Origin of the sequence: Actinophytocola sp. (genome assembly GCF_045807065.1) — a bacterium.
In the GTDB taxonomy this organism is placed as follows: domain Bacteria; phylum Actinomycetota; class Actinomycetes; order Mycobacteriales; family Pseudonocardiaceae; genus Actinophytocola.
In genome coordinates this window covers 1-7256 of sequence record NZ_JBJMIE010000699.1, presented here as the reverse complement: position 1 = coordinate 7256, position 7256 = coordinate 1, and the positions used below count along the sequence as shown (strand labels likewise).

Here is a 7256-nt window from a genome sequence, read left to right as displayed (position 1 = left end):
GTTCGCGTTCGCGGGAAGACTCGGCACGGGAGCGCTCGCCGATCGCACCCGCGCCTACTGGCCGCTCACGCTGGCCGGCTATGCCCTGACCGTCGCCGCGGTGCCGTTGCTGGGGTTCGCGACCGCGCTGTGGTTGGCCGCCGGGTTGGTCATCGCCGAACGGGCGGGCAAGGCGGTTCGCAGTCCTGCCAAGGACGTCCTGCTCTCCCACGCCGCCGGCGCGGTCGGTCGGGGCCGCGGGTTCGCCGTCCACGAAGCTCTCGACCAGATCGGCGCGCTGCTCGGCCCGCTCGCCGTGGCCGGCACCCTCGTGCTCTCCGGCGGCGACTACCGGCCCGCGTTCTGGATGCTCGCGCTCCCCGGCGTCGCGGTGCTGGTGCTGTTGGTGCGGTTGCGGACCCGGGCGCCCGACCCAGGCCGCTACGAGGCCGCGCCGACGACCAGCGGCGAGAGGGTGCCGTTACCCCGCGCGTTCTGGGGCTATCTGGCCTTCACGGTGCTGACCACCCTGGGTTACGCCACCTTCGGCGTGTTGTCCTTCCACCTCGCCGACCAGCGCCTTGTGCCCACCGCTGTCATCCCGGTCATCTACGCGGCGGCCATGATCGTCGACGCCGCCGCGGCCGTGGCCACCGGCTGGCTCTACGACCACGTCGGACGCCGTAGCCTGCTCGCCGTGCCGATCCTGTCCGCCGCGATCCCGCCGCTGGCCTTCCAGCACGATGTCGGCCTGGCCGTCACCGGCATCCTGCTGTGGGGCGTGGTGCTGGGCATCCAGGAGTCCACCATGCGCGCCGCGGTCGCCGATCTCGTCCCCACCCATCGGCGCGGCACCGCGTACGGCATCTTCGCCGCCGGCTTCGGTGCCGCCACACTCGTCGGCTCCACCCTCGTCGGCGCCCTCTACACGCACTCTCTCACCGCCACCATCGCTGTGGTCGCCGCGGTCCAGGCCGCGGCGCTGCTGCTGTTCCTCGTCCAGCGAGCAGGCGCGCGGTGACCGCGGCCGACGGTTGGACCTCCTGCTCGGCATCGCGCCGACGTGGCCGGTGCCGTCGCGGCGCTCACCGGAATGCCGCCTGAAGCGCTGACCGGTCACCCCGGCGCACGGCAGCGGCGCCCTGTCCACTGAGGACACCGCCGCGAAACAGGGACGTTGGTCCCAGTGGGGAAGGCCGAACGCCTCCGGCGGCCCGTGCGGCCGACGCACACAGTGGAGGCATGAGCAGACACGTCGTGATCCTCGGTGCGGGCACCGGTGGCACGCTGACCGCGAACCGGTTGCGACGCGCGCTCGGGCTGGCCGGTCACCCACCGGACGCGAGCTTCGACGGGCACACCAAGGTCTACACCGGCACGGCGGTCACGGTCGGCGAGGACGGTTTCCTCACCGACCCCGGCCAGTGGCGGACGGAGCTGGCGCCGGACGACTTCCTCCCCGAGATCAACGGGATCATCACCGTCGGCGAGTTCCACGAGCTCGCGGCCGGCGGCCAGGTCATCGTCACGTGAAGGCGGCGGCAGTGGCGGTCGACACCGACATCCGGACCCAGGACCCGCGCGAACCACTCGACCGCCTGCTGCGCGACCTGCGGTCCAGGGCCGGCGGGCTGCCGGAACGGGAGGCGGTCCGGCGGCGAGTGGTCTACGGACCCAACGAGCTGTCCCGGCGCAGGCGGCGCAGCTGGCCACAGGACCTCCTGCGCCAGTTCACCCACCCGCTGGCCCTGCTCCTGTGGCTCGCCGCCGCGCTCGCGTACGTGTCCGGCACCGCCGTGCTGGGCAGCGCGATCGTCGCGGTCATCGTGCTGAACGCGGCACTCGCGTTCTTCCAGGAACAGCAGGCGGAACGCGCGGTCGAGGCGCTCGCCGCGTACCTGCCGCCCCACGCGACCGTGCTGCGCGAGGGCCACCGCGAGGTGGTCGAGGCACGAGACCTGGTGCCCGGCGACGTGCTGGTGATCGCGGAGGGCGACCGGGTCTCCGCCGACGCCCGGCTGCTGACCGGCGCCGTCGAGGTGGACCTGTCCACGTTGAACGGCGAGTCGCTGCCCGCGTACCGATCCGCCGAGCTGACGGATCTGGACGGTCCACTGCTCGACGCGCATGACCTCCTGTTCAGCGGCACCAACTGCACCGCCGGTGAGGCCACCGCGGTCGTGTTCGCCACCGGCATGCACACCGAACTGGGGCGCATCGCCGCCCTGTCACAGCGGGTCAGCCGGGACGAGAGCCCGCTGGAGCGGCAGGTGAAGCGGGTCGCGTGGCTGATCGCCGCCGTCGCGATCGGCGCGGGCATCGCATTCCTGCCGCTCGCCGCGCTCGTCGCCGGGCTGCCGCTGCCGGACGCGCTGAACTTCGCGATCGGCCTGCTCGTGGCGAACGTCCCGGAAGGGCTGCTGCCGACGATCACGCTGGCCCTCGCGGTCGGCGTCCGGGTTCTCGCCCGCGGCGGCGCGGTCGTGAAGCGGCTCTCGGCGGTGGAGGCACTCGGCTCCACCACGGTCATCTGCACCGACAAGACCGGCACGCTCACCCAGAACCGCATGCGGGTCACCGACATCTGGACGCCTGCCGGAGCGGTCGACCTCGGCACCGGTGCACCCGCCACGCCAGTGGGACGTGCACTGACCGACGCCGTGGCCGCGTGCTCGACCGCCGACTTCGACCCGGCCGCCCCCGAGACGTCGACCGGTGACCCGACCGAGGTCGCGCTGCTGCGCGCGGCCGCCGGGCTCGGCGCCGACGTCGCCACCCCGCCCCGGGACGCCGGACGGCTGCGCCAGTTCCACTTCGACCCCGCCCTGCGCCTGATGTCCACAGTGGACCTGGCAGCCGGTGCACGCACAGTGCACGTCAAGGGCGCACCGGAGGAGGTGCTCGCACGCACGACCCGGATCGTCGACCCCAACGGCACCGCCCGCCCCATGACCGAGGCGGACCGGGCGGAGGTGACCGCCGTGACCGCCGGGTACGCGGCCCACGGGCTACGGCTGCTCGCCATCGCCCAGCGTGTGCTCGACCTGGACGCACCGCTGCCGGACCGCCGCGAGGACGCGGAGACGGACCTGGCCCTTCTCGGCGTGGTCGCCATGTTCGACCCACCGAGACCGGAGGTCGCGGACGCGGTGGCCCGCTGCCACACCGCCGGGATCCGGCTGGTCGTCGTGACCGGCGACCACCCGCTCACCGCCGCGGAGATCGCCCGCCGGGTCGGCATCGCCGGCGCCGACACGACGGTGCTCACCGGCGCCGACCTCGAGGCCATGAGCGAGGGGGAACTCGACGCGCTGCTGCGCCGCGGCGAAGAACTGATCTTCGCCCGCAGCTCCCCCGAGGTGAAGCTCCGTGTCGCGGACGCCCTGCGCGCACAGGGGAACGTCGTCGCGATGACCGGTGACGGGGTCAACGACGCGCCGGCCCTGCGCCGCGCGGACATCGGCGTGGCCATGGGCGTCACCGGCACCGACGTCGCCCGCGAGGCGTTGACCATGGTGCTCACCGATGACAACTTCGCGACGGTGGTGACCGCGGTCGAGGCGGGCCGGCAGGTCTATGACAACGTCCGCAAGTTCATCGTCTACATCTTCGCGCACGCGACTCCCGAAGTCGTGCCGTTCCTGCTGTTCGCCCTGTCCGGCGGCGCGATCCCGCTGCCGCTGACCGTGCTGCAGATCCTCGCGATCGACCTCGGCACCGAGACACTGCCCGCGCTGGCGCTGGGCCGTGAGCCCGCGGAACCCGGGCTCATGCGGCGACCACCCCGCCGCCACACCGACGGCGTCATCGACAAGCGGATGCTCGGCCGTGCCTGGGGCCTGCTGGGCGGCATCTCGGCGGTGCTCGTGCTCGCCGGGTTCTTCACGACGCTGCTCGCCGGCGGCTGGCACCTCGGCGCGCCGACCGGTCCGGGCAGCCCGCTGCACCAGGTGTGGCTGCAGGCCACGACCATGTCGTTCCTGGGCATCGTGGCGTGCCAGATCGGCACGGCGTTCGCGTCCCGCACCCAGCTCGCCTCGCTGCGCGCGATCGGCCCGTTCAGCAACCGGCTGTTGCTGTGGGGCATCGCGTTCGAGGTCGCCTTCGCCGCCGCGCTCATCACCGTGCCGTGGCTGCGAGACGTGTTCGGCACCACCCCACCACCTCTCGCGCACCTCGCGCTGCTGCCCCTGTTCCCGCTCATCGTCTGGGGCGCCGACGAGCTGTGGCGCCGAAACCAACGCCGCCGCCACGACCAGGTGCCGGCATGAGGGAGCACACCATGGACAACGAACCACGCCTGGAAGTACTCGACCGCGAGCAGTGCCTGGCCCTGCTGGGAACCCTGCGGATCGGCAGGCTGTTCTTCACCGAGGGCGCACTGCCGGCGGTGCAGCCGGTCAACTTCCGCGTCCACCGGGAGCAGGTGGTGATCCGCGTGGCCGGTGGCGCGAAGCTGGGCGCCGCGGCGGCCCACTCCGTGGTCGCCTTCGAGGCCGACGACCTCGACCCCGACCTACGAACCGGCTGGAACGTCACGGTCGTCGGCCCCGCCGAGCGGATCACCGACGTGGACGAGCTGGTCGCCGTGTCGGGCATCTGGCTGCGCCCGTGGGTGGACGGCCGACGCGACCACTTCGTCCGCGTCATCGCCGACAGGGTGACCGGCCGCAGACTGCACCCCCCTGCCGCTACCGGCGGCGGTCCGCGACGCTTCTGACAGCCGCGTGGCAGGCGCCGGTCGGATCGACCACACCGCGGCGGTCCTCACCCGCGGCGGTGTGGCGACCCTGGCGTTGCCGACCGCTCAGGCCGCCGCCAACCGGCGCAGCAGGTCGGTGGCGGTCACGATGCCGACGATCTGACCGTCGTCGTCGACGACGACCGCCGCGTCGGTTTCCGCGTCGACCATCGAGCGCGCGACCGTGCGCACGTCGTCGGACGGACCGACCACCACCACCGGTCTGCGTGCGACGGCTCTCACCAGGGGTGACACGGTTGCGGCCGTGGACCACAGCCGCCACAGCACGTCCGACTCGTGCAGCAAACCGATGCAGCAGTCGCGGTCGACCACCGGGAGATGGTGCACTCCCGCCTCGGCCATCGTCCGCAACGCCACCTCCAGCGATGCCGTCGGCACGATACCGAGCACCTCCGGTGTCATCACGAGCTTGACCGTTGTGTCCACTGTAGACATTGTTACCTCCGAGGGAAGGACGCCGGGTGGCGGAAGTGGAGGGGTCGTCCGGCGGCCGGATTCTGGCCGATCGGTGACCACCGGTGCGGGTGAGAGTTGCCACGCGGTGCCACTGTTCAGCTGTCCGGTTCCGTGCGCACCACGGCCACCGGGCACGGGGCGTGGTGCAGGAGGTGTTGGCCGGTCGACCCGAGCACGAGCCCCTGGAGATCCCCGCGGCCTCGGGTGCCCACGACCACCAGCCGCGCGCCGCCGGCGTGGCGCAGCAACGCCCGCGACGGGTGGTCCCGCACCACTTCGCGGACGACACGCACCTCCGGGTACTTCTCCTGCCAACCCGCGAGTCGCTCTCCGAGCGTCTCGTAGGCGCGCTGCTGCGCGGGCTCGAAGTCCGGCGGCTCGGAACGGCCCAGCAACACCGTGTCGAGCACCGTGTCCGCCCACGCGTGCACGGCGACGAGGTCGGCGCCGTGCACCGACGCCTCAGCGAACGCGAAGGCGACGGCGTCCTCACTGGTCGTCGTCCCGTCCACGCCCACCACGACAGGGCCGTGGACGGGCTCGTCACCGCGGACGACGACCAACGGGCAGTGCGCACGGCCGGCCAACGACACGGCGGTGGAACCGATCAGCAGCCCGGTGAACCCGCCCAGACCTCGGGTGCCGAGGACCAGCAGCGAGGCGTTCAGCGACTCGTCGACGAGGGCGGGCACGACGGACGCGGTCATCAGCAGGAGGTCGGGACGCAGGTCGCCGGAGACATCGTGGACGATCCGCCGGGCCTCGTGCAACCAGTGCTTTCCCTGCTTCCGCAGCGCCTTCTCGACGACGACGGGATCCGCGACGCCGCCTGGCAGACCGATCGGTGTCGCGTGCGCGTTCACCAGCCGCAGCGGCAGCCCACGGCGTACGGCCTCCTCGGACGCCCAACGAACCGCCTGAAGCGCCGACGGGGAGCCGTCCACCCCGACCACGATCGGATGCGTCATGATCGATCCTCTCTCGCTCTCTTTTGTCCACCACCGAAGCTAGCCGCGTTCCGGACCGGCGGATGCCGGCCTAGGTCCCGCGGCGTTCGGGACCTTGGTCGATAGTGACGACCACAGTGGACAGTCGAGTTGATCTCGTTGATGCCGGTCGTGATCGGCTCCCCGCACGGGGGTATCGATGTTCTGGGGAGCGTGGTGGAGGCTCACCGGCTCCGTTGGCGCCAGTCCGGCTCGACGCGGGCCCACTCGGTCTCCCAGGCCCGAAACCTGCGCCGGTCGAGCGCCCGACGCAGACCAACGGCGGCCACGGCGAGCGACCCGGCGGCGACGAGCCAGCCCAACACAGCTATCAGCACGGCGGCGCACACGATCTCCAGGCCGGACATCGGCGGGTCGCCCGGCCGGCCGGACGCGTCGACCCAGACCGGCACCTCGGCGCCGGACGTCAGCCCGTCCTCCGCGTACACCAGTCCGGTGTGGACCTTACCGTCCGGTGTCCGCCATCGGGCCGGTGTCTTCCCATTGGTGGTGACCGAGCCGTCCACGGCGCCGCTCTCCACCACGTCCCCGGTGAGGACGGCGACCGTCTCGTGCCGGCCGCTGTTCTGGTGTGCCTGTTGCTCGGCGAGGTCTTCGTAGGTCAGGGAACCGAAGGTGAGCATCACCGGCAGCAGCACGAGTGCCAGTAGGACCAACAGGCCCACGGCGACGCCCTCGAACCGGTCGACTCCGCGGGCCAGCGAGTTGCCGCCGGGCCGCAGCAACCGGATCAACCGCAGGGCCGGTGAGGGCAGCGAGACGGTCACGGGTGTGCCACGTGTCATCGCTCGTCCTTTCCCTGGAACTCCGGGCGTCTCAATGCTCGGGTCGGCGCGGCGTGCTCCGGCAGAGGCAGAGGTCCCGGCGGGGAGGGTCCAACGCACCTCGGGGGGAGGAGCAACGACCCTGTCGCGGTGGCGTGGGGTCGGCGACCGTGAACGCAGGCAAGGGAGGTCTCATGACTGTCACCGCACCGGACCGCAGCACCGTGCTCGCTGCCATCGAGCTCGCCAACCACGCGCCCTCGGTGCACAACACCCAGCCGTGGCGCT

7 protein-coding genes are annotated in these 7256 nt (G+C 72.2%); 4 read left to right on the top strand and 3 right to left on the bottom strand.

What is annotated here, in order from left to right; genetic code table 11:
* The 4 genes from ACJ73U_RS41145 to ACJ73U_RS41130 form a co-directional block, all read left to right on the top strand.
* On the top strand, positions 1 to 1000 hold a 1000-nt coding region (locus ACJ73U_RS41145), incomplete at its 5' end, for an MFS transporter (RefSeq protein WP_407783204.1).
* A gap of 221 nt (positions 1001 to 1221) precedes the next feature.
* Entirely contained in the window at positions 1222 to 1512 is a 291-nt protein-coding gene (locus ACJ73U_RS41140; RefSeq protein ID WP_407783203.1) for a hypothetical protein, read from the top strand.
* Entirely contained in the window at positions 1509 to 4250 is a 2742-nt protein-coding gene (locus ACJ73U_RS41135) for a cation-translocating P-type ATPase (protein ID WP_407783202.1), read from the top strand. Before ACJ73U_RS41140 ends, ACJ73U_RS41135 begins: the two co-directional genes overlap by 4 nt.
* A complete protein-coding gene (locus ACJ73U_RS41130) occupies positions 4247 to 4699 on the top strand; it encodes a pyridoxamine 5'-phosphate oxidase family protein (protein WP_407783201.1) in 453 nt (150 codons plus the stop codon). Before ACJ73U_RS41135 ends, ACJ73U_RS41130 begins: the two co-directional genes overlap by 4 nt.
* 87 nt (positions 4700 to 4786) lie before the next feature.
* Here the strand turns inward: ACJ73U_RS41130 and ACJ73U_RS41125 are convergent, their stop codons facing one another.
* The 3 genes from ACJ73U_RS41125 to ACJ73U_RS41115 all read right to left on the bottom strand — a co-directional run bounded on the left by ACJ73U_RS41125 (position 4787) and on the right by ACJ73U_RS41115 (position 6989).
* Positions 4787 to 5167: an HPP family protein gene (locus ACJ73U_RS41125; protein ID WP_407783200.1), complete on the bottom strand. Its 381-nt coding sequence runs from the start codon at positions 5165 to 5167 to the stop codon at positions 4787 to 4789.
* A gap of 125 nt (positions 5168 to 5292) precedes the next feature.
* Positions 5293 to 6165 carry a universal stress protein gene (locus tag ACJ73U_RS41120; protein ID WP_407783199.1) on the bottom strand — a complete coding sequence of 291 codons (873 nt, stop codon included), beginning with the start codon at positions 6163 to 6165 and terminating at the stop codon, positions 5293 to 5295.
* A 203-nt stretch (positions 6166 to 6368) separates the two neighbouring features.
* Entirely contained in the window at positions 6369 to 6989 is a 621-nt protein-coding gene (locus ACJ73U_RS41115) for a hypothetical protein (protein ID WP_407783198.1), read from the bottom strand.
* Positions 6990 to 7256 lie beyond the last annotated feature (267 nt).

What these genes read in the sequence shown, in the direction of transcription:
- ACJ73U_RS41140 (WP_407783203.1), top strand. Translation starts at nt 1,222, where the DNA reads ATGAGCAGACACGTCGTGATCCTCGGTGCGGGCACCGGTGGCACGCTG.
- ACJ73U_RS41130 (WP_407783201.1), top strand. Translation starts at nt 4,247, where the DNA reads ATGAGGGAGCACACCATGGACAACGAACCACGCCTGGAAGTACTCGAC.
- ACJ73U_RS41115 (WP_407783198.1), bottom strand. Translation starts at nt 6,989, where the DNA reads ATGACACGTGGCACACCCGTGACCGTCTCGCTGCCCTCACCGGCCCTG.
- ACJ73U_RS41120 (WP_407783199.1), bottom strand. Translation starts at nt 6,165, where the DNA reads ATGACGCATCCGATCGTGGTCGGGGTGGACGGCTCCCCGTCGGCGCTT.